Genomic DNA, 21248 nt, shown 5'->3' on the forward strand with positions numbered 1-21248 from the left:
TACGTAACTGTCATTTTATCAGCAATATTAATTTTTGTAAATGCCTGTGCACAGGGTTAACTTCGCGGCTTGTCTCACATTTTTTCGCGTTGCACCAGCGCGCACAGGATTATGAACTTATACGGCCTGATCGGATTTCCGCTGACACATTCTTTTTCCAAACGATATTTTACGGATAAATTTATTCGCGAAAAGATCCGCGAAAGCAGCTACGAACTCTTTGAAATGAGCTCATTGGAAGGCCTTCCCGCTTTGCTAAAAAAGAAAACCGACCTGAAAGGCCTGAATGTCACCATCCCTTACAAAACAGAAGTAATATCCTATCTGGACGACCTGGACGACGCTTCTGCGGAGCGGATCGGAGCGGTTAACACCATTAAAATATACGCCGACGGCAGCACAAAGGGCTTCAATACAGACTATTACGGGTTTCGCCAGTCATTAGAGGAGTGGATGGACAAGCGCGGCGAGAAATGCAGCAATTTCAGTGCATTGGTTTTGGGAAACGGCGGAGCGGCCAAAGCGGTTCAGGTGGCTTTGCAAGACATGCATATGGATTACAAGCTGGTTTCGCGGCAGCAAAGTGACGATTCCATGATGTATGAAGAATTGACGGAAGAAGTCATGAATTCGTATCTGCTGATCATTAACACAACTCCACTTGGCATGTTCCCGAAAGTTGAAGAGTGCCCCAACCTTCCTTACCAGTTTGTAACCAAAAAGCATTATCTGTACGACCTTGTTTACAATCCTGCCGAAACATTGTTTTTGAAACATGGAATTGAAAAAGGCGCTGCTGTTCAGAATGGTTTAAAAATGCTGGAATTACAGGCAGAAAAAGCCTGGGAGATCTGGACGCAGGAAGAAAATTTGTGGAGCGTTTAAACGCGGGAATAATAAGTCCAGAGATCCTTTTCGACTTTTTCAGAAGACCGCAAAATGCCGGTCGTTGTGGGCGCTTTTACGCCATTTCCAATCACTACCGGGCCCTGGCAGCGGCGGATTTCGTCCCATAATCCGGTTTGTAAAAACGCATGGATCACCGCAGCACCGCCTTCTACGAAAACAGACTGTATTTTTCTTGCTAACAATCCTATCAACATCTGCTCTATTTCGTCAGCGCCGGGGTTTACTTGCAGATACGCCATGTCCGATGTTCCGGAATAGCGCTCCGGAAAGTCAGGCAAACTGCTTTCTTGCAGATAATTAACAACAATGGTCGGCTGTATTTTGTTAAATAAATTCAATGTTGCCGGGAGCTGTAAATGCCTGTCCAAAACCACCCGAACGGGGTCACGGCCTTCCCAGTTTCGAACATTGAGACGGGGATTATCCATCAATGCTGTTTTATAACCCACTAAAATTGCGTCTTCCTCAGTCCGCCATTGATGTACGCGCATATTGGAAAGCATTCCGCTGATGCGCAATGCTTCGCCTCTTTCATGGGCCAAAAACCCATCGGCAGTTTCAGCCCATTTGAGGATCACATAAGGCCTTTTTTGCTCCATGGCAGTAAAAAAACGCTTGTTAAGCGCCAATCCTTCCGAAGGCAGCAAACCAATTTTAACTTCAATGCCTGCATCGATCATGCGCGCAATGCCTCTTCCGGACACCAACGGGTTGGGATCACTGTTACAGATAATGACTTTTTTCAGCTTTTTACTGACGATCAGATCGGCGCAGGGAGGCGTTTTACCCGTATGTGAGCAGGGTTCCAGTGTGACATAGGCGGTAGCTTCGGGCAGTAAATGCGCATTTCCCTTCGATTCCGCATCGTGAATCGCCCAGACTTCTGCGTGCGGACCTCCATACTGCCGGTGCCATCCTTCTCCGATAATGCTGCCTTCATGAACGATCACACAACCCACCATCGGGTTAGGGCTCACATTTCCCAGGCCGTTGGCGGCAAGTTGCAAAGCCCGTCTCATCCATTGAATATCTGCCTCCATCGGGCAAAAATACGAACCTCCTTTTAAAGTCAACTTTCGTGAGTTCCTATTATTTGCTAACTTTCCGACATTGGAATAAAAAACACATCAAATGACTTCGGCACGTCAGTTATATCAATATATCTTAAAAGGCATTACCGTATATCCCGAAAAAGAAGCCCAGGCAATCGCTTTTATGTTGCTTGAGCATTATATGAGACTTCGCAATATTGACGTACTCGTAGACAGACCGGTTCCGGAAAACACTGCCCAGCCAGACTGGAACACCATTATCCGTCGGTTGAATGACAACGAACCCGTTCAGCATATCATCGGATCGACAGAATTTTGCGGACTTGAATTCCGTGTTTCATCGTCGGTTTTGATCCCGCGTCCTGAAACGGAAGAACTGGTAAGAATGGTCACCCGAGATTACGCCGAACCTGACAAAAATATCAGCATTCTGGACATCGGAACGGGTAGCGGCTGCATTGCCATTGTGCTCGCACGCTTTCTGCCCCACGTGTCCGTACATGCATGGGACGTGTCCGATGAGGCACTTGAAGTTGCGCGGGAAAATGCGCGCCAGCTCATTGCAGACGTGACCTTTGCCAAACAGGACATGCTGAATGTGACCTTCCCTTTGCCCGGAAACATAATCCAGTTTGATTGCCTTGTGAGCAACCCGCCCTATGTAACTTATTCAGAACAAGAGCATATGCGGCCGAATGTCCTGCGTTTTGAACCACACGAAGCATTATTTGTAGAAGACAGCGACCCGCTGCTGTTTTACAAGGCCATTGCCGATTTTGGCATACATCATTTAAAACCCGATGGAAAGTGCTACGTAGAAATCAACGAGCATTTCGGAGCAGGAACCAAGCAGGTTTTCGAGGAAAGAAATTACAAAAACGTGGAGATCCTAAGAGACATTCACGGAAAAGATCGCTTCGTAAGGGCGATCTGGAAGTAACATTAGACTAATCTTCAATGTATATAGAGAAAATAAAGGATGTGCTGAATGAGATGGGCAAGGTGGTTGTAGGGCAGGATAAACTGCTGAACAGACTGCTTATCGGCCTTTTCACAGGAGGCCACATTCTGCTCGAGGGAGTTCCCGGTCTGGCCAAAACGCTGACGATCAATGTCATGGCGAAAGTGCTGCACCTTGATTTCAAGAGAATCCAGTTTACACCCGACCTTCTGCCTGCCGATTTGATCGGAACCATGATCTATAAGCCCAAAATCGGGGATTATGAGGTTAAAAAAGGACCAATTTTCTCGAACATTATCCTCGCCGACGAGGTAAACCGCTCCCCTGCCAAGGTGCAGTCGGCTTTGCTGGAAGCGATGCAGGAAAAACAAGTGACGATCGGGGACGAAACTTATTTGCTCGACCGGCCATTTGTCGTGCTGGCGACCCAGAACCCGGTGGAGCAAGAAGGAACTTATCCGCTTCCCGAAGCGCAGATCGACCGTTTTATGATGAAAGTCTACGTCGATTATCTGGAAAAAGACAAGGAATTGGAGGTTATGCGCCGCATGTCGGACATCAATTATGACTATCAGATCAAACCGATCCTGAATAAGGAAGACATTTTTGCGATCCGCGACAATGTAAACAAAGTGAACATTTCGGAAACGCTGGAAAAGTACATTATCGAGCTGGTCTTCGCCACGCGCCGGCCCTTGGAATACGGGCTTCGCGATGAAGCGCGCTACATTCAGTTTGGTGTTTCTCCCCGTGCAACCATTTACCTGAACAGGGCCGCAAAAGCACTCGCTTATCTGGAAGGTAGGGATTATGTGTTGCCCGAAGACATTAAAGAACTCGCCCCGGACATTATGAACCACCGGATTTTACTCAACTACGAAGCAGAAGCAGACGGCGTTCGGACTACGGCTATCATTGATTCGATCCTTCGGAAAGTGGCGATCGGTTAAGGAACAGGATCGTGCCCGTGACCACCCCAGGGATGACATCGGGAAAACCGTTTTAAGCCCAGCCAGGTGCCTTTTACAACCCCGTGCTTCTGGATCGCCTCAATCATATACTGCGAACAAGTGGGCGTATAACGACAAGAATTTGGCAGGTAAGGAGACAGCACGCCCTGGTAAATCCGAACCAGCCCGATGAGTAAAAATTTCATTTCGCTTCTTGTGTCAAAGTAGTATATTTGGCAATTAACATCATAAAAGCATGATTTCGTATATAATATGGAATGTCAGTCCTGAAATTTTCACTATTCCGCAAATCGGTGACTTTGGCCCGTTCCCTGTCCGCTGGTATGGCCTCCTTTTCGCCGCCGGTTTTTTAGTAGGACAACAAATAATGATCCATATCTTCAAGAAAGAAGGCAAATCCCTGGAAGATATCGATTCGCTTACATTATATATGGTGCTGTCCACCGTCATTGGAGCACGCGTTGGCCACTTCCTTTTTTATGAACCCGAAGTTCTTTTCAAAAATCCCCTGGAAGTAATTCTTCCTCCTTATGCAGGTCTGGCGAGTCATGGAGCGATTATCGGGATCATTACAGGTCTCTTACTTTATTCGCGATCCAGAAGGTCTTCCGGACAAACATTCTTATGGGTTGCCGACAGAATGGTTATTGTCATTGCCCTGGCAGGCGCGTTCATCCGGTTTGGTAATCTGATGAATTCCGAGATCGTCGGTAAGCCAACCGATGTGCCGTGGAGTTTTATTTTTGTGCAAAACACCGAATTCCGCCAGATTCCGCGCCACGCTGCGCAGCTTTACGAATCCATTTCCTGTTTTATACTTTTCTTTATTCTCTTGTGGATATGGAATAAATACAAGGCAGCCACGCCGCGTGGTTTAATGGTTGGTGTTTTCTTCGTTTGGGTCTTCACTTTGCGTTTCATGTATGAGTTCCTGAAAGAAAATCAGGAAGCATTCGAAGCAAACTATGCCCTGAATATGGGCCAGATCCTGAGCATTCCAGCGGTGTTGCTGGGCATTTATTTTATTTACCAATCAAGAAAGCCATCACATCAGCTGGCCGGATAATATTATCTTTCCCGCTTGCGTATTGCCAGCGTTTCATGGGTTTATTTTTTGATTAAATTGAGTTCTGATTGAAAGAAATATAAACCCAGGAATATGAAAACATCGTTTATTCTCTCATTTGTTCTTGCATCTGCAATGCTTCTGAGCAGTTGCGGTAAGAAGCAGGAAGAGCAGGAAGTGGATGAAAAAGAGGTAGAAAAATCCGCCGTAGATGCATTGCAGGCTTTTGCCGATAAAGCCAAAGAAATGGGCAGCCGCGAAGCTGTTGACCCGATTGACTTTCGGAAGCTAAAAGATTTAATGCCGGAGAAAATTGGTGGCATGTCCCGCACGGAAGCCACAGGTGAAAAATCCGGCGCAATGGGATTCACCGTTTCTACCGCTCATGCGAAATATAAAGGCGACGGCGACGAAAATCTGGACATTGAGATCGTTGACACCGGAGGCATTGCAGGCGTTTCAACCATGGCGCTGGCAGGCTGGTCGATGGCAGAAATTGATAAGGAGACAACAACTGGCTACGAAAAAACGACCAAAATTGACGGTTATAAAGCTTTTGAAAAATACGATAACGAAGGCAAATCCGGCGAGTTGAATGTGCTGGTAGGAGATCGCTTCGTGGTCAATGTGCAGGGCGATCACATTACGGTTGATCAACTCAAAGACGCATTAAAAGATCTGGATCTCACCAAACTGGGCGATCTGAAATAGAAAAAAGCAGGAGCTCGACGCTTCTGCTTTTTTAACGTCCTTATTAAGCAAAATTCAAAAAGCCGTAGCAAAATCAACTTTCTCTCTCAGGATTTGCTTGGCCTTAACCAGTTGGTTCTTCACAGTATTTTTAGAGATCCTCAGAAACTCGGCGATCTCCTGGTAAGATTTCCCTTCTTCAATATTCAGTTTTAAAATCTGTTTCCGCTTCACAGAAAGTGAGTCAACCGCCGCTATAACCAGGCCGATCCTTCTTTCACTTTCCTCTCTTTCGTCATCCTCCGCCGATCGGATGGCTTCCATATAATTTTTCCGAAGCAGCTCGCTTTTTTCAATTTTTTTGAAATGGTCAAATGCCATGTTCCGCAGGCAGGTGAACAGGTAGGAATTAAAATTATAATCGGGCTTGATATGATCTCTTTTGACCCAAATCTTAATAAAAACATCCTGAACCATATTTTCCGCCTCTTCTTCATCTTTCAATAGAGATGTGGTGAACCGCAAAGCAGGAGCTTTATAATAATTGTAGAGTTCAGCAAAAGCCTGTTCGTCGCCTTGCGTTACTTTTCTAAGGGTGTTTTCGTCGGGATAGGCCACGGTTGTAAATGTTTATCAAATATGAAAAAGGGTTAACACGTGCATTCGCTCAGAAGAAATATTGTTTTCGCAACTTTATTTCTTGGTATCGTAATATTAATTACGTAATGTTAAAATTATATCGTCCAGAAATGGATATAAAATTGACAGTCAGGTTATTATTTAAAATGTCATTGGTTAAAACATTACCAAAGCAATTGCAAATTTTGCTTTTCTTCGGGTCGGTAAAGTTTTATGTTGAGTGGCTTATTCGTAATTCTTTGATAAATCTACGCTTAGATTTTCTAATTTAAATCGCAAAATGCGTAAACTTATCTTCATTTTGCGCAATCATGTTTTATTAATATTTAGATAACCAAGCGGATCAGATTTGTTATATACACTCATTATCAGTGTTTTCTTAGCAGAATTTACTATCAAAACCAGAATTTTTGAAATAGTAGTCAGCGACCGTAGTTAACAATTTTATAACATTTCGGCAAAATGCCGGGAACGCAGATAGCCTGCGATTTGGGATAAGTAGTATATATTCCACAAAGCAACCCGCAACCCATTTCCAAATCCTGAATCCAATTAGCATCAATTTCCATGGAACAAAGCCGTATTCAACATATCATTGAAAAAATATCCACAGCCAAAATCGCTGTCTACGGCGACTTCTGCCTTGATTCTTACTGGATTATGGATGAGCGCGGATCGGAAGTTTCCATTGAAACCGGCCTGCAAGCCCAGGCAGTTGCCAGACATTACTATACGCCGGGCGGTGCGGCCAATGTTGTGGCCAATTTATCTGCATTGAATCCAGCCCAAATCCAGGTCATTGGCACCATCGGCGATGACATGCAGGGAAGGGAATTGCGGTCACAGCTGGAAAATCTGGGCGCAGATACGAAGGCGCTTTTTGTTCAAAAAGAAGATTTCAATACATATAGTTATCTCAAAAGACTGGTAGACGGGCAGGAAGAGCCGCGCATCGATTTTGGTGTATATAATGAACGCAGTAATGAAACGGATCAAAAGCTGCTGGCTGCAATTGAGCAGGCTTTACAGGATTCGGATGCACTGATTTTTAACCAGCAAGTTACCGGCAGCATTAATAATGAATCCTTTATAGCGCAAACCAATGCGCTTTTTGAAAAGTATAACAACAAAATCGTCATGCTGGATTCCAGGCATTTTAATGACCGTTTTGAAAATACTTTTCTCAAATGCAACGACCGCGAAATAGCTTCTCTCAATGGTCAAGTTATACATCCGGGCGAAGATGTACCCGTCACCGAAGTCAAAAAATATGGCCGCGCGGTTTACGAAAAATACAAAAAGCCTGTGTTTGTAACTTGCGGCGAACGCGGAATAATCGCATTTGATAAAACGGGCGCCCAGGAAGTCCACGGTTTGCAACTCAAAAGCAAGCTGGACACCGTTGGTGCAGGCGATACGGCCATTAGCGCCATTACTCTTTGCCTTGCAGCCGGTTTTGCTCCCATTGAAGCAGCCACTTTCGGCAATTTTGCAGCGGCCGTAACAGTTCAAAAGTTATACACGACGGGCACTGCCAATGCGCAGGAAATTCTTGCCGTTAGCCAGGACCCGGACTTCATATATAATGCCGATCTGGCTGAAAACGAGCGTAGCGCCGTTTTTTTACAGGATAGCGAGTTTGAGCTGTGCGAACCGGGCGTTTTAGGAAAGCTCGGACAAATCCGATACGCCGTTTTTGATCACGACGGAACAATCAGCTCGCTCCGCCAGGGTTGGGAAGAAATTATGGAGCCGGTGATGATGAAGGCCATTCTGGGCAAACATTACGATACGGTCGATTCCCAGGCATTTCATAGGGTTCTGGGCCAGGTTAAAGAATTTATCCACAAAACGACCGGCATTCAGACTATTTTCCAAATGGAAGGTTTAGTCAATCTCGTTCGTGAGTTTGGTTATGTGCCTGAGCAGGAAATGCTGGACAAATTTCAGTACAAAGCCTTATATAATGAAGGCCTGATGGAAATGGTGAATAAGCGGATGGAAAAATTGGCGGCCGGCGAGCTGGGGCAGGAAGATTACACCCTGAAAGGCGCTATCGCATTCCTGCATGAATTAAAGGAACGGGGTGTAACCATGTATCTGGCCAGCGGAACGGATGCGGAAGACGTCAAACACGAAGCGGAAATGCTCGGTTACGCGCATCTTTTTGACGGTGGGATTTACGGCGCATTGAAGGATTACACCAAGTTTTCCAAAAAAATGATCATTGAAAAGATCATTAACGACAACAATCTGCAAGGAAATGAACTGGCTGTTTTTGGCGACGGGCCGGACGAGATCCGTGAAGGCAGGCGCGCTGGCGGCATTTCGGTGGGCATTACGAGCAATGAAGTGCAGCGTTTTGGGCACAATCCGGCCAAACGTCCACGTCTTGTAAAAGCAGGCGCACATTTGCTCATTCCCGATTTTTCGCAATATAAAAAACTCATCAACCTCCTCTTTCAGGAAAATGTAAAATACGCGGACGCATGAACGGCCACGCTGAAAGATTCTTTAAAACCGGTTTTTTGCTGCTCTCCTTCTTGCTGGCTGTCTCTTGTAAAAAAGAGCAGCCCGGGCAAACCGCAAATGCCAATTATCAAGACAAACCTTTTATTCAAGAATTTCACGAAGCGTTTCCAGTCGGAAATGGGACTGCCGAAAATGAGGTACGGAGCATTGTAGCCGACCAGGATCTCAATATCTGGATAGCAACCGCTGCCGGTATTTTCCAGAAAAAGAAGGACAGCCCGGAATGGACAAGCATGATTACTGGCGCCGACTATGGCCCTGCCTATGCCGTAGAATCCGATAACAATGGCACTATGTGGCTCGGAACATGGAACGGATTGTATTCCTTTAAAGCCGGTGCCATGAAAAAAGCAAGCGGCCCGCTGGGACCTATTTCCGCCATTTGTGCTGCAAGCGAAGGCTTATATGCGCTTGGCCCAAAAGGCTTTTGGTTCGACGAAGGAAAAGGCTTTCAAAAGCAAAATGACACCATTTCAAAGTCCGTTCGTGATGTTATTTCGGATAAAAACAAGGGCTTGTGGATTGCTACGGACGTTGGATTGTATCATTGGACGAAAACGGGTTTACGTCATTATTACAAAACGGACGCACTGATCAGCGGCTATGTCAAGGGGCTGGCCCTGGATGCGAGCGCTAAACTTTGGATTGGCGGGCTCGGCGGCGTTACCATTCGTAGTTTGGATAAAAAAGAAAAAGAGCTCAAACCTGAAAATGGCATTCCGTCTGTTTACGTAACGGCCGTACGATATGCACCCGACAGTTCCATGTGGGTAGGCACGCAGGCAGGAATTGTTCGTTTCAAGCCAGATAGCAGCCATTCATTGCGATTTTCAAGGCGCTGGCTAGTGGACGATCAGGTGAATCACATTGCATTCGACAAGGAAGGAACGGCCTGGATTGCTACGCCAAAAGGTGTGAGCGCAATCCGAAAGAGAACGATGACGCTAGCTCAGAAAAACGACTTTTTCTATAATGTATTAATGAAAAGGCACATTCGTGCGCCGTGGATCGCGGGACAGGCGCATTTATGGATTCCGGGCGATACAACTTCCTGGCAGCCCGAGGACGATGATAATGATGGCGAATACACGGGAAATTATCTGGCGATGGAAAGTTTTAGATACGCTGCGACAAAAGATCCGGAAGCAAAAGTTAAAGCCGCGAAAGCATTCGGTTTTCTCAAATTATTGCAGGAAGTAACGGATACAGACGGTTTTTTCGCCAGAACCATCGTACCGTCCGACTGGAAAAATATGCATGACGGCAACCGGACATTTACCGAAAGGGAAAAAGCGGATGAACTCGTTAAAGAGCCGCGTTTCAAGCCGGTGGAAGTACGCTGGCACCTTTCCAAAGATGGAAAGTGGCTTTGGAAAGGTGATACGAGCAGCGATGAAATGTGCGGGCATATGTTTGGCTACTATTTTTACTACACGTTAGTAGCCGACGCGAACGAAAAAAAGGTCATTGCAGCGCACATTGCTAGGATTGTGGACCACTTGATGAAGAATAACCTGAATCTGGTGGACGTTGACGGCACGCATACACGCTGGTCGGTGTGGTCGCCGGACAAGCTGAACCGCGACCCCGAATGGCTTCCCGACCGGAACCAGAATTCGATGGAAATGCTGGCATTCTTGAAGCTGGCCCATCATGTTACCGGCAATAAAAAGTACGAAAATGAATATCTGAGGCTTATTAAAGAGGAGAAATATCTTGAAAACATGGCGGAAGTTACTAACCAGAACCCCGCCTGGTTTATTTACTTCGATGTGGTTTTGCAAGCCTATCTTTACCCTATTTTCTTGAAGTGCGAGCAGGATCCTGAGCGTTTGAAATTTTATAAGGAGCATTTAAACAAATGGTTTGAAAAACGAAAAGCAGACCATAACCCGCTCATTAACTTCATATATTGTTATTCGTCAGGGGAAAAAGCGGAACTGGACAACTCAGTAGATTTCCTGGTTGACACGCCGCTCGATCTGATCGACTGGCCGATTGACCATAGCAAAAGGGAAGATCTCAAAATCGTAAGAACGCCCGTTTTGGAAGATCAGCAGGTGAATGCATTGCAGCCTGCAAGTTTGCGCATGACGGTGCGATGGGATAAAAATCCCTGGACGCTGGCCGGCGGAAATCCGCAAGTGGAACGTGAGCCCGTTTTTTGGCTGCTGCCCTATTGGATGGGCCGCTATATGAACATGATCAAATAATTCAGCATGAAAATATTCTTATCGGCTTTGTTCTGGTGTGCTTCCATAACAGCCGTTTTTGCCCAAAACAGCGCTATCAAGCAACATATGCTCATTTTCCCGCAACAGGAAAAGCATGTTCACGGAAGCAGCATTGTGAGTTTGCCAAACGGCGACTTTCTCGTTGCATGGTTTCAGGGAAGCGGTGAACGCACGGCGGATGACGTACAGGTTATGGGTTCAAGACTAAAAAAAGGCGCAAAAAATTGGAGTGAGCCATTCCTCATGGCCGACACACCGCACATCCCCGATTGTAACCCGGTTTTATTCCTTAATGCGCAGGGAAAGCTGTTTTTAGTCTGGATTGCGGTGCAGGCGAATCTTTGGGAACAATCCATTTTAAGAACCAGAACGACAACGGATTACAACGGTGACGGCGCGCCGAACTGGACCTGGCAGGATAATATTCTGCTAAAACCGGATGATAAATTTGCCTCGGAAATTGAGAAAAAATTCAAGAATTTACCTGAAAATCATGCGGGCTGGGCAGGATACGCACCCCGTTACGACGGCATGATCATGGAGGCTGCAAAAGACCCCGTTAAACGCAGCATTGGCTGGATGACCAGGATAAAACCATTGATTATGGAAAACGGAAGGATCATACTGCCTCTTTATTCCGACGGTTACAATCTCTCCATGACCGCCATTTCAGAAGATCACGGCGCAACCTGGCGTCCCGGCCTGCCCATTGTAGGACGCGGCCCGATCCAGCCTGCGCTTGGACAGAAAAAGAATGGTAACCTGGTTGCTTTCATGCGCGACAGCGGCGACCCGCCTGCACGCGTGCATTACAGCGAATCTGCGGACAACGGTGAAAGCTGGACAGCAACGCGCAAAACCGATATCCCAAACACGGCGAGCGTGGAATTCCTGGTTTTAAATGATGGCAAATGGGCTTTTCTGGGCAATGACATTGATGACGGGCGTTATGAACTGAGCCTCAGAATCTCGCCAGATGAAGGCAAAACCTGGAAAAGGACCTTGATTGAAAATGATAACTCAAAAAAAGGTGGTTACTCTTACCCGTCCCTCATCCAGACCGCCGACGGGCTTTTGCATATGACCTATTCATATCATCCTGAAAAGGGCAAAAAGTCAATTAGATATGTAATTGTAGATCCTAAACTGTTATAGAAACCAACCGCCATCTAATGTTTAAACCTGCTTCTATCCCACTCTTTTCACTCCTTTTGATCGCCGGAATTTTATCCGTCACCCAAAATGTTGCCCAAACCGTCCATCAGGATAAGCCGTTCAAACAGGATTATAGCATTAAGTTCTACGCAAATGCAGGAACGGACATGCAACAAGTTGCTGCGGACCGGAATGAAAATGTGCAAATTCTGGGGAAAGAGGGCTTATTACATCCCGAAAACGGCCGTTTTTTATATCCGGGTAACATCCGCGCAGATAATGCTTACCGGTTTATGAAGGACAAAAAGATCGCCGCGATAGCGACTCATCAAAACCAGCTCGTATATCTGACCGACTCATTTGTCCTGAGCAACGCCTGGGCCGGAACACTCCTTTCAAAACATACATTACCCAAAGCCAGCATTTTTGCTGGTGGCAATGACCTCTCTTTCCTCATTTCCGATGGAAAATCGCTGCAACTGATTAATGATTCAAAAAGCATTTGGAGCGGCAGTTTGCCGGATGATGAAGTGCTGGACATTGTTTTTCAAAGTACAGCAAACCAGTTCTGGATTCTGGGGAGCAAATCTTTGTACAATCTCGCAGCTGGCGGTAATGCGTTGACAAAAGCATTTTCGGGAAGCAGTTTCACAGCTTTTGATTTGGCCAATAAAGGCAAGAACATTGTAATCGGAACCGCTGAGGGTTATTTGCTTTTTGATATAAACTCAAAAAAACAAACCGGAGACATTTATAAAAAACTGCCTGTTAATAAAATAGCTGTTATAAAGGAGGTTAATAACCGCATCTGGTTTGGTTCTGACGAAGGTGCGTTCGCGCTTAGAGCTGATGGTAAATTTGATTATTACTATGGTGAACGCTGGCTGCCGGGCAACAAAATTACCGACATTGCGGAAGGACCGAACAATTCTGTTTTACTGCTGACAAACAAAGGTTTAGGACAAATTATTTTCCAAACCATGTCGCTGGAAGAAAAGGCAATGATCTTTGAAAAACAGGTGAGACAGCGGCATATCAGAAATGGATTTAATGCCTCGCGCGTGAACATGGATCATGGAAACGTTGCAACTGGATATATGGATGACTCTGATAATGACGGTCTTTGGACTTCCATGTATCTGGGCGGCGAGATATTCCGCTACGCAGTAACCAGAGATCCCGAAGCATTGCAAAATTGCCGCGAGTCGCTGGATGCGATGGAAAGATTGTATTCCGTAACGGGCATTCCCGGCTTTCCAGCACGTTCATTTGAGAGATCCGGACACATAAAAGAACTGAGCGACAGCGATCGCTGGCAGCATTCGACCGAAAAAGAATGGGACTGGAAATCCACCACCAGCAGCGATGAAATCATAGGACATATTTTCGCATTTGGCGCCATGGCCGAGCTGGTGGATGACCCGCCGATGAAAAGGCGCGCCGTTGCGCTGATCGACACAGTGATGTCCCACATTGTTAAAAACGACTTTTATCTGATCGATTTCGACGGAAAGCCAACCATGTGGGGCAAATGGAACCCTGAGTATGTGAATGCTTTCCCGATCAATGTGGGCGACCGCAAGTTAAATTCTTCCAACATTGTTGCGATGCTTCAAACAGCTTATCATTTTACGAAAAAAGAAAAATACAAGGCCAAAGCGTTTGAATTAATGAACAAACACGGCTATTTCGAAAATATGATGCGCCCCATGAAAGTGATCGGTAAAGCGCCGGAAAATGCGGACGAGCATAGCAAGCAAATGTCCGACGGCTGGAACCACTCCGACGACGAAATGTATTTTGTGGGCTACTGGGGCCTTTATCGCTATGCATTCAATGATACGCTCAAAGCAAAATATAAGCAGCAGATCCTGGACCACTGGGAAATTGAACGCCCCGAAAAAGAAGGCGCCTGGAACATTTTCACCGCATTAACCGGCGTTAAAGATTTCGACCTGAAAGAAGCTGTCTGGTATTTGCAGGAACACCCGCTCGATCTGATCGATTGGAGCATTAAAAACAGCCACCGAAAGGACATTGAATTGCTTGAACCCAACTTCCGCAGGCAAACGACCAAAGAAGTGCTGCCGCCGGACGAACGTCAGGTTCAGCGTCACAATGCCAACATGTTCAGCCTGGACAGAGAGGGGAGAAATGGCGATGCGGAGTATAGTGCGGGCGATATCTGGCTTTTGCCCTATTGGATGGGACGTTATCTCGGCGTAATCAGCGCACCTCAAAAGTAGCCTCATGCAATTGCAACGTTATTTTCTTTCTACATTAATTCTGATTCCAATGCTGTCTTGCCAAACTGACTCCTATCTGCAAGAAAAACAGGTTACCCACGATTACGATTATCATCACGATCTGGATAACAACGATAATTTCTCACCGGACGGAAAATGGCTGGTTTACGACACCCGGACAGACAGCGGCGGCATTGCGGAATCGGGGAAAATTGAGAAAGTAAACATTGAAACAGGCGAGAAAAAGGTCTTATTTGAAATACAAAACAACGAAATATGGGGTCCGGGGGCTGGTGCTGTGAGTTACAGTCCAATGCAGGAAGCGGTGGTTTTTATTCATGGTTTGGCCAATAGCACAAAGGAAAACCCTTACCAGCAATGGCGCAGAACGGGCGTCATCATTGAAGACGCAAACCCGAACGTTCCTATTTACATGGACGCGCGCGAGGTAACTTTTCCTTTCACGCAGGGCGCATTACGCGGTGGCACGCACCGGCACGAATGGAGCGGCGATGGAAAATGGATCGGTTTCACTTATAATGATGCCATCCTGAAAGCGCTGGAAGATTCCACCGGCCAAAAGCGGAATCTGCGGACGATTGGCGTTTCTAAAAAAATACGACCCGTTAATGTTGATAAAAACGACGAAAATGTTTCCGGTGAATGGTTTAGCGCATTGGTGGTTCGTGTGGTGCCAAACCCTGCGCCTGGGACCGACGAGATCAGTCATGCGGCAGGCGATAGCTGGGTTGGGACGAAAGGTTACTTACAGAAAAACGGCCAAAGACAGGTTGCAAGAGCATTTATTGGTGTAGTAAAAGACAAAAATGGCAAGGATGTGAACGAAGTTTTCATCGTTGACATTCCCGAAGACATTACGCAACCGGGCGAACTGGGACCATTGGAAGGAACAAAAGATGATTTCCCCATGCCGCCGAAAGGTGCAAGCCAAAGAAGACTGACATTCACCGCAGAAACCAAATATCCGGGCTGCACAGGCATAGTGCGATCCTCACCCGATGGAAATTCACTCGCCTATATGGCAAAAGACGAAAATGAAGTTGAGCAAATATTCCTGATTGCTCCGTTCGGAGGCAAGCCCCGCCAGCTCACAGTACACGATTCCAATGTTTCAGGAAATGTAAGATGGCACCGGAGTGGAAACGCAGTGAGTTACATTTACCAAGGAAGCATTATGCTTTGCAAGCTCGGCGAAGCGCCTTTTGAACAAAGAATTACAAAACTTACCCCACCGACCAATCCCGCACCATCCAATTTAGTGTGGTCTCCTGACGGTAAAATGCTAGCGTTCAATCGTTTGATGCTAAAAGAAGGCAAGGCTGCCTCTCAGCAAATATTTGTCGTTGAAGTGACGATGTAGGGGGAAGCGCAAACAATTGCGTCTGCATATTTATAACTTAATATGCAATTTATCCTATGATTCATACCATGCGCTGGTTCGGGCCGAATGATCCCGTCTCGTTGATGGACATACGCCAGGCCGGATGCGCCGGAGTTGTGAGCGCGCTGCATCAGATTTCAGTCGGAGATATATGGTCTACCGAGGCTATCAAGGAACGAAAAGCGCTCATTGAGGCTGGTAATGAACAATTTACATCCTTGCAATGGCTGGTTGTCGAAAGTCTCCCCGTTCATGAGCATATCAAAAAAGGGCTTCCTACTCGTGAACTTTACATTGAAAATTATAAGCAATCATTAAAAAATCTGGCCGCTTGCGGGATTAAAACGGTTTGTTACAACTTCATGCCTGTCCTGGATTGGTCGCGCACCCAGCTGGATTACACTATGCCGGAAGGCCACAAAACGCTTCGCTTCGTTTGGGAAGATTTTGCGTTGTTTGACCTTTACATCCTGCATCGGCCCAATGCGGCGGTTGACTATGAGCCTGAAATTCAACGATCGGCCTCGGAAAAATTAAGCCGCATGTCGCCCGATGAGATTTTTCATTTAACGAACACCGTTTTATTAGGCTTACCTGGCTCGGAAGAAGCTTTTGATCTCGTCAATTTTCAAAGTTTGCTGGACGCTTATGCGCACATTGACGACAAGCAGCTGCGTGAAAACCTGTATTATTTTGTAAAAGAAGTCGCGCCGGTAGCGCAGGAATTGGGCATTAACCTCTGCATTCACCCGGACGATCCGCCAAGGTCATTACTGGGCTTACCGAGAGTTGTCAGCACCGAAGCCGATCTGGACGAATTGATGCAAGCCAGTAACGTCCGGGCAAACGGAATCACTTTTTGCACCGGCTCACTGGGCGTAAGGGCTGATAATGACCTTATTCATATCATTGAGAAATTCGGCGACCGCATTCATTTCGTGCATTTGAGAACAACGAAGCGGGAAATCGGAACGCGGAATTTTCACGAAGCGCCGCATCTTCATGGCGACGTGGATATGTATGCCGTTGTCAAAGCAATATTAGCCGAAGAAAAAAGACGAAAGGATGCTGGCTATCAGGACAATGCCTTACCCATGCGCCCGGATCACGGTTTCCAGATGCTTGACGATCTGCACAAGAAGACCTATCCTGGTTATTCAGGAATCGGGCGATTGAAAGCATTAGCTGAGCTTCGCGGACTTGAAACGGGCATTAAGCGCTCGCTTAGCATTTAAAAACAACATTATCCTCTTTTTAACTTACGATTTTCTAAAATGCCTGAAATTGAGAATACTAACGCAGCATTGAATGTTTTTTCTCTCGAAGGGAAACTGGCGCTGGTGACCGGCGGCGGGAGCGGAATTGGCTTTTACATTGCGCAAGCCATGATCCAGTCGGGCGCAAAAGTGATTGTTACCGGCCGTCGTGAGGCGGTTTTGCAGGAAGCCGTGGCTTTACTCGGAGCGAATGCCAGTTATTTTGTCAATGACATTACGCAGCTCAGCACCATTCCGAACCTGATCGCATCGATCGAAGAAGCGCACGGGCCGATTGATATTCTGGTTAATAATGCAGGCATAAATATGAAAAAACACGCTGTTGAGGTCACTGACGAAGATTTTGATCGTGTTATTCAGACCAATTTGCATGCTGTTTTTGCGATTACCAGAGAATGTGGCAAGCGCATGATCGCGCGAAAGCAAGGCTCCATTATTATGATCACTTCTATGGCTGCATTATACGGAATTGACCGCGTAGTGGCCTATACGGCTTCAAAATCGGCCGTCGGCGGCATGGTGAAGGCGCTGGCCACTGAATTTTCTCCCTATAATGTAAGGATAAATGCAGTCGCTCCGGGTTTTATTGAAACACCCATGATGCTCACCGCCATGAACGGGGATCCCTCACGCCGCGACAAAGCCATGGACCGCACACCCATGGGAACCTGGGGAAAACCGGACGACATCGGCTGGGCAGCCGTCTTCCTGGCCTCCCCCGCAGCCAAGTTCATCACTGGCGTTTCATTGCCTGTAGATGGCGGGAATTCGATTGGGTTTTGACATTGAAACACCATTTATACACTATTATAATAAACATTTCCTAAATCCGAGATCAATGAAAAGTATGAGTTTGATTAAATCGATTTCCCTGTTTCTGCTCCTTGCTATTTTTTCAATTGCAGAAACCCACGCCCAAAAAATCAAGTGGAATAAAGTTAAAGTCCTTATTTATACCAAAAACGGTAAGGGTTATGTGCATGATAACATTGCGGCTTCGGTGGCGGCGATGCAGGCTTTGGGGAAGCAGCATGGATTTGGAGTGGATGTGAGCGATGATCCTTCGAAATTTACGGATGAAAATTTGAAACAATATGATGCGCTTATTTTTTCCAATACAAATAATGATGTATTTGATACTGACGCACAGCGCGTTGCGTTGATGCGTTATATCCAGGCGGGCGGAAACTTCGTCGGGTTGCACTCGGCCTCCGGGACTGAGCGGAAATGGAGATGGTTTAAGGATATGCTGGGTGGAACATTCTTCTGGCACGAACCCGGACAAAGCTTTACCGTGAATGTTTTGGATTCCAAAAACCCTTCATTAGCGCATTTGCCTGCTAAATGGGAGCGCAAAACGGATGAATTTTATTTCATAAAAGAACTGGGCGTGAACCTGAATGTCCTGGCTGTCAACGACCATACGACCATTCAAAAACCGGCTGGAAAAGCCCTGGACACTTTCGGGACCGTGTTTCCTTCGGTTTGGTGGCACGAGTATGACGGCGGCCGCGCATTTTATACTTCGCTCGGACATCAGAAAGAAGATTATGAGCAGGAAGATTTGAAAAAACACATTCTGGGAGCCATTGAATGGGCAATAGGTCCGCAAAAGGCCAGAAATTACAGCAAGGCTTACGCGACGAGCCCGGCTGATGAAGTGCGTAAAAAGTAACATCAAAATATTAATCCTGAATCCAATGAAAAATTCAACAGAAGAAAACGGCCAGAACAGAAGGTCGTTCCTGAAAAGCGCTGCCACCGGAACTGCAGGGATTATCGCGGCTTCGATGTTTCCAACGATCGTTCCTGCAAGCGTTTTTGGCAAATTTGCGCCTAGCAACCGGATCAACATTGGCCAGATAGGCATTGGCCGCATTGCTACCACGCACGATTTACCAGAGGTTTTAAAGAACGAAGTGGCTCACGTTATGGCGGTTGCAGATCTGGACAAAAACCGTCTTGCACAAGGTAAAAAGTGGATTGAAAAAAAATATGCAGATAAAACAGGCAAAGCAAATTACGTCGATGTAAAAGCATATGACGACTATAAGGAGCTTTTGGCCAATAAAGAAATCGATGCAGTGATCATCAGCACGCCAGATCACTGGCATGCGCAACCTGCAATGGAAGCAGCCGTTGCCGGGAAGCACATTTACATGCAGAAACCGACTTCACTGACGATTAAAGAAGGCCGGATGATGGCTGAAATGATCAAGAAAAAGAAGGTTGTTTTCCAATTGGGGAGTCAGCAGCGGTCTATGAACCCGTGGCCACAATTCAAAAGAACTTGCGAATTGGTGCGCAATGGTCGCATTGGTAAGCTGAAAAAGGTTTATGTAGGCTTACCGGGCGATCCGGCGGGTGGCAACACGGAAAAAATGCCTGTGCCAGCGAATTTAAATTACGACATGTGGCTCGGCTCAACGCCTGAGGTTTATTATACATTGGATCGCGTGCATTCGCAAACGGACATTAATGACCGTCCGGGATGGCTGCGTCTGGAGCAGTTCGGCGCGGGAATGATCACGGGCTGGGGTTCGCACCACATCGACATTGCGCATTGGGGCATGGATACCGAGCTCACCGGCCCAATCGAAATTGATGGAAAAGCGACATTCCCTGCTGCTGGTTCCGGCCTCTGGAATGTGCACGGGGACTTTTTGGTTAATGCAAAATATGCCAATGGCGTGGAAATGGAAATTGGCGGCACCAATCCGAACGGAGTTAAATTTGAAGGAACGGATGGCTGGATCTTCGTGTCCCGTGGTAATGTGGGCGTGACAGCTTCCGATCCGGGAGCGGCCGCTTCTGCGAAGGAAAACAAAGCATTTTATGCCAGCGATCCCAAAATCCTTGGCTCGGTGATCCAGGCAGATGAAATTCATTTATACGAAAGTCCGGAGCAACATCAAAACTGGCTGGAAAGCATCCAGAATGGCAAGCAAACCATCAGCCATGCTGAAATCGCACAACGCTCCTGCTCAGCATGTCTGATCGCACATACAGCGATGAAACTGGGCCGTAAATTGAAATGGGATCCGAAGAAAGAAGAATATATTGGTGATAAGGAGGCCAACGAAACACTGTCAAGACCGCAGCGCGGGCCTTATGGGACGAATAATGTAAAAGGCTAAACGGATTTTTAATGTTGAGAGACTTTCCAGGATTAATAAACTTGGAAAGTCTTTTTGCTTTAAGAGCACATGCTGTATTAATAATTCCCTTTGTACTCCCTCGGCGTGTGGCCGATGTATCTTTTGAAGTTCCTATTGAAATTAGATAAAGAGTCAAATCCGCTGTCATAAGCAATCTGTGCGATCGTCCATTTGTCTTCCAGGAGCAATTTGCAGGCATGACCAATGCGGATTTCATTGACAAAATCGATAAAGGTCTTATTGGACCTTGCTTTGAAATATCTGCAAAAAGCCGCTTCTGTCATTCCTGCCAACGACGCCACATCCCCCAATCTGATTTCCTGAGAAAAATGCTGCAGCACATAATTGTGCACTTTATGCATGCGCTCGGTTTCCGAAACCTTATAAGTATTTACATAACCATAACTTGAAATGGGAGAACCGCCTGTTTCATGCGCAAGCTTGTCAAGCAATGTAAGGAGTTGAATGATCGTTTGGAAGCCTTCGGAGTGCATGATCGACATTAATTCCGAGCGGATATGGTTACGGAGTTCGCCTTTGTATTCAATGCCGCGCTTGGAATCCAGAAGCAACTGTTTCAAAGCCAGCATCTCCGGTTTGTCCAAAAAATCCTTTCCCAGAAAATCCTCCTGAAAGTATAAAACGACGCCATGCGTCAGCAGCGATGAACCGGTATCGAAATAAGCAGCGTCGCTCCGCCACAGGTGTGGGACGTCGGGCCCTAAGAAAACAGTGTCGCCCGGACCGAAAGTTTGCACGGAATCACCGATTAATCGCTTGCCTGTTCCTTCTAAAACAGTGAACAACTGATAATGCGGATGAAAATGCCAATTAGGATCAAAATGCGGTGCTTTCAGCTCCTGGATTGTCACAGTCCTGACCTGGCTTTCAATATTTTTATGGATTGGCGCCTTCATAAACCTGCCTTATTTTACCTTAATGTTTTGCAAAACTAA

Annotated in this window: 18 protein-coding genes; 14 read left to right on the forward strand and 4 right to left on the reverse strand. The window is 46.4% G+C overall.

Translation table 11 applies throughout. The features are described from left to right. Positions 1-111 precede the first annotated feature (111 nt). Entirely contained in the window at positions 112-885 is a 774-nt protein-coding gene (locus NFI81_RS16710) for a shikimate dehydrogenase family protein (protein WP_234611601.1), read from the forward strand. Here the strand turns inward: NFI81_RS16710 and ribD are convergent. Then, positions 882-1949, reverse strand: coding sequence for a bifunctional diaminohydroxyphosphoribosylaminopyrimidine deaminase/5-amino-6-(5-phosphoribosylamino)uracil reductase RibD (ribD, locus tag NFI81_RS16715; protein ID WP_234611334.1), 1068 nt, complete (start codon positions 1947-1949; stop codon positions 882-884). The two genes, NFI81_RS16710 and ribD, sit on opposite strands and share 4 nt — an antisense overlap. Positions 1950-2040: 91 nt before the next feature. Between ribD and prmC the strand changes: the two genes are divergently transcribed. Both prmC and NFI81_RS16725 read left to right on the forward strand, forming a co-directional pair. Then, positions 2041-2901 (forward strand): peptide chain release factor N(5)-glutamine methyltransferase, encoded by an 861-nt coding sequence (gene prmC, locus NFI81_RS16720; protein ID WP_234611333.1) that lies wholly within the window; start codon positions 2041-2043, stop codon positions 2899-2901. A gap of 17 nt (positions 2902-2918) precedes the next feature. Beyond that, positions 2919-3872, forward strand: coding sequence for an AAA family ATPase (locus tag NFI81_RS16725; protein ID WP_234611332.1), 954 nt, complete (start codon positions 2919-2921; stop codon positions 3870-3872). Here the strand turns inward: NFI81_RS16725 and yidD are convergent. After that, positions 3869-4078: a membrane protein insertion efficiency factor YidD gene (yidD, locus tag NFI81_RS16730; protein WP_082217029.1), complete on the reverse strand. Its 210-nt coding sequence runs from the start codon at positions 4076-4078 to the stop codon at positions 3869-3871. The genes NFI81_RS16725 and yidD overlap by 4 nt on opposite strands. Positions 4079-4128: 50 nt before the next feature. On the opposite strand from yidD, the gene lgt reads away from it, so the two are divergent. Together lgt and NFI81_RS16740 are read left to right on the forward strand one after the other, a co-directional pair. Then, positions 4129-4959: a prolipoprotein diacylglyceryl transferase gene (gene lgt / locus NFI81_RS16735; protein ID WP_234611331.1), complete on the forward strand. Its 831-nt coding sequence runs from the start codon at positions 4129-4131 to the stop codon at positions 4957-4959. 93 nt (positions 4960-5052) lie between these two features. Next, on the forward strand, positions 5053-5670 hold the full coding sequence (locus NFI81_RS16740; RefSeq protein WP_234611330.1) for a hypothetical protein: 618 nt from the start codon (positions 5053-5055) through the stop codon (positions 5668-5670). Between the two features lie 54 nt (positions 5671-5724). Here NFI81_RS16740 and NFI81_RS16745 read toward each other — a convergent pair whose 3' ends face one another. Continuing rightward, the gene (locus NFI81_RS16745) at positions 5725-6267 is read right to left on the reverse strand and encodes an RNA polymerase sigma factor (RefSeq protein WP_234611329.1); all 543 of its coding nucleotides are present in this window, start codon (positions 6265-6267) and stop codon (positions 5725-5727) included. Between the two features lie 588 nt (positions 6268-6855). Between NFI81_RS16745 and NFI81_RS16750 the strand changes: the two genes are divergently transcribed. From NFI81_RS16750 to NFI81_RS16790, 9 genes are read left to right on the forward strand one after another with little or no spacing between them, the layout of a single operon-like run. Further along, complete coding sequence (locus NFI81_RS16750; RefSeq protein ID WP_234611328.1) at positions 6856-8781, forward strand: PfkB family carbohydrate kinase; 1926 nt, start codon at positions 6856-6858, stop codon at positions 8779-8781. Further along, positions 8778-11033 carry a ligand-binding sensor domain-containing protein gene (locus NFI81_RS16755; protein WP_234611327.1) on the forward strand — a complete coding sequence of 752 codons (2256 nt, stop codon included), beginning with the start codon at positions 8778-8780 and terminating at the stop codon, positions 11031-11033. The genes NFI81_RS16750 and NFI81_RS16755 overlap by 4 nt, the downstream gene beginning before the upstream one ends. A gap of 6 nt (positions 11034-11039) precedes the next feature. Further along, positions 11040-12209: a sialidase family protein gene (locus NFI81_RS16760; RefSeq protein ID WP_234611326.1), complete on the forward strand. Its 1170-nt coding sequence runs from the start codon at positions 11040-11042 to the stop codon at positions 12207-12209. 17 nt (positions 12210-12226) lie between these two features. Then, a complete protein-coding gene (locus NFI81_RS16765) occupies positions 12227-14455 on the forward strand; it encodes a ligand-binding sensor domain-containing protein (protein WP_234611325.1) in 2229 nt (742 codons plus the stop codon). Between the two features lie 49 nt (positions 14456-14504). Beyond that, entirely contained in the window at positions 14505-15836 is a 1332-nt protein-coding gene (locus tag NFI81_RS16770; RefSeq protein ID WP_234611324.1) for a DUF3748 domain-containing protein, read from the forward strand. A gap of 56 nt (positions 15837-15892) precedes the next feature. Then, entirely contained in the window at positions 15893-17092 is a 1200-nt protein-coding gene (uxuA, locus tag NFI81_RS16775) for a mannonate dehydratase (RefSeq protein WP_234611323.1), read from the forward strand. 39 nt (positions 17093-17131) lie between these two features. Beyond that, complete coding sequence (locus NFI81_RS16780; RefSeq protein WP_234611322.1) at positions 17132-17917, forward strand: SDR family NAD(P)-dependent oxidoreductase; 786 nt, start codon at positions 17132-17134, stop codon at positions 17915-17917. Positions 17918-17972: 55 nt separating this feature from the next. Continuing rightward, positions 17973-18809: a ThuA domain-containing protein gene (locus tag NFI81_RS16785; RefSeq protein WP_234611321.1), complete on the forward strand. Its 837-nt coding sequence runs from the start codon at positions 17973-17975 to the stop codon at positions 18807-18809. A 25-nt stretch (positions 18810-18834) separates the two neighbouring features. Beyond that, complete coding sequence (locus NFI81_RS16790) at positions 18835-20271, forward strand: Gfo/Idh/MocA family protein (RefSeq protein WP_234611320.1); 1437 nt, start codon at positions 18835-18837, stop codon at positions 20269-20271. 77 nt (positions 20272-20348) lie between these two features. On the opposite strand, the gene NFI81_RS16795 is transcribed toward NFI81_RS16790, so the two are convergent. Continuing rightward, positions 20349-21209 carry an AraC family transcriptional regulator gene (locus NFI81_RS16795; protein ID WP_234611319.1) on the reverse strand — a complete coding sequence of 287 codons (861 nt, stop codon included), beginning with the start codon at positions 21207-21209 and terminating at the stop codon, positions 20349-20351. Positions 21210-21248 lie beyond the last annotated feature (39 nt).

Origin of the sequence: Dyadobacter fanqingshengii (assembly GCF_023822005.2) — a bacterium.
Classification (GTDB): domain Bacteria; phylum Bacteroidota; class Bacteroidia; order Cytophagales; family Spirosomataceae; genus Dyadobacter; species Dyadobacter fanqingshengii.

Bases quoted from the DNA above. Each gene is read 5' to 3' on its own strand.
- NFI81_RS16710 (WP_234611601.1), top strand. From the start codon at position 112: ATGAACTTATACGGCCTGATCGGATTTCCGCTGACACATTCTTTTTCC.
- ribD (WP_234611334.1), bottom strand. From the start codon at position 1,949: ATGGAGGCAGATATTCAATGGATGAGACGGGCTTTGCAACTTGCCGCC.
- prmC (WP_234611333.1), top strand. From the start codon at position 2,041: ATGACTTCGGCACGTCAGTTATATCAATATATCTTAAAAGGCATTACC.
- NFI81_RS16725 (WP_234611332.1), top strand. From the start codon at position 2,919: ATGTATATAGAGAAAATAAAGGATGTGCTGAATGAGATGGGCAAGGTG.
- yidD (WP_082217029.1), bottom strand. From the start codon at position 4,078: ATGAAATTTTTACTCATCGGGCTGGTTCGGATTTACCAGGGCGTGCTG.
- lgt (WP_234611331.1), top strand. From the start codon at position 4,129: ATGATTTCGTATATAATATGGAATGTCAGTCCTGAAATTTTCACTATT.
- NFI81_RS16740 (WP_234611330.1), top strand. From the start codon at position 5,053: ATGAAAACATCGTTTATTCTCTCATTTGTTCTTGCATCTGCAATGCTT.
- NFI81_RS16750 (WP_234611328.1), top strand. From the start codon at position 6,856: ATGGAACAAAGCCGTATTCAACATATCATTGAAAAAATATCCACAGCC.
- NFI81_RS16755 (WP_234611327.1), top strand. From the start codon at position 8,778: ATGAACGGCCACGCTGAAAGATTCTTTAAAACCGGTTTTTTGCTGCTC.
- NFI81_RS16760 (WP_234611326.1), top strand. From the start codon at position 11,040: ATGAAAATATTCTTATCGGCTTTGTTCTGGTGTGCTTCCATAACAGCC.
- NFI81_RS16765 (WP_234611325.1), top strand. From the start codon at position 12,227: ATGTTTAAACCTGCTTCTATCCCACTCTTTTCACTCCTTTTGATCGCC.
- NFI81_RS16770 (WP_234611324.1), top strand. From the start codon at position 14,505: ATGCTGTCTTGCCAAACTGACTCCTATCTGCAAGAAAAACAGGTTACC.
- uxuA (WP_234611323.1), top strand. From the start codon at position 15,893: ATGATTCATACCATGCGCTGGTTCGGGCCGAATGATCCCGTCTCGTTG.
- NFI81_RS16780 (WP_234611322.1), top strand. From the start codon at position 17,132: ATGCCTGAAATTGAGAATACTAACGCAGCATTGAATGTTTTTTCTCTC.
- NFI81_RS16785 (WP_234611321.1), top strand. From the start codon at position 17,973: ATGAAAAGTATGAGTTTGATTAAATCGATTTCCCTGTTTCTGCTCCTT.
- NFI81_RS16790 (WP_234611320.1), top strand. From the start codon at position 18,835: ATGAAAAATTCAACAGAAGAAAACGGCCAGAACAGAAGGTCGTTCCTG.
- NFI81_RS16795 (WP_234611319.1), bottom strand. From the start codon at position 21,209: ATGAAGGCGCCAATCCATAAAAATATTGAAAGCCAGGTCAGGACTGTG.